This is a genomic window from Vibrio sp. YT-19(2023) (genome assembly GCF_033337395.1).
On sequence record NZ_JAWOQN010000212.1, the window covers coordinates 1 to 950 of the forward strand.

Consider the following 950-nt stretch of genomic DNA (forward strand, 5'->3'; position numbering starts at 1 on the left):
AACGCGCCAACTAGCCATAGCATGGATGTTTTCACGTTAGTATCACCACCTTGCTCCATTACTGCACCAACCATGCATAGGAAGCCTAGTGCCAAGAAGAACATGGCTAAAGCAAATTTCGCTGGTGAGTTTGGTTCACGTTTACCTAGTTTCACCCATAGAACCGCAAGGACAGGCGCAAGCGTAATGATAAAGAATGGGTTTAGTGACTGGAACCAAGCTGCAGGTACTTCAAAGCCGCCAATCATACGATCGGTGTACTGTTGAGTGTAAATGTTCATCAGACCGCCAGCTTGCTCGAAACCAGCCCAGAATACGATAGTAAACAGGCTCATCACCAAGATAACTTTAATGCGATCTACTTCTTCTTTGGTAAGAGGCTGTTTTGTTTTGGCGTTCTTATTGTTTAGGTCGCGTTTCGCGGCTGGCTCACGGCCAATATCACCAAGCCAAGACTGTGAAAGCGACATTTGCATGACAAGGCTGATTATCATACCCACGCCCGCTGCTACGAAACCTGCTTTCCAACCAAATGAGTTCGTTACAGATCCAGAAACCACGCCGGCTAGTAAAGCACCAAGGTTGATACCCATGTAGAAGATAGTGAAAGCGCCATCACGACGGTTATCACCTTCATTGTAAAGGTCGCCAACCATGGTAGAGATATTTGGCTTGAATAGACCGTTACCACAAATAAGCAGAGCAAGACCTAAATAGAAAGTGTGAAGTGCTCCGAAGCCTAGTGCGTCAGCCGGAAGTGCCAGTGTGAACTGGCCGATAGCCATTAATGCACCACCAAGCAAAATTGAGCGGCGTTGGCCAAGGTAGTTATCGGCAAGGTAACCACCAATCAATGGGGTAATGTAAACAAGGCCGGTGTAAATGCCATAAAGGTCGAGCGCGTCTTTCGTTGACCAGCCCAAACCACCATTCATTGTGGTATCAGTTAA

The 950-nt window shown here is 47.1% G+C and carries 1 protein-coding gene; it reads right to left on the reverse strand.

All coding sequences use genetic code 11. From position 1 onward, the window contains the following. The coding region (locus tag R7E78_RS24935) for a peptide MFS transporter (RefSeq protein WP_318058449.1) at window positions 1–950 on the reverse strand (950 nt) is incomplete at both ends.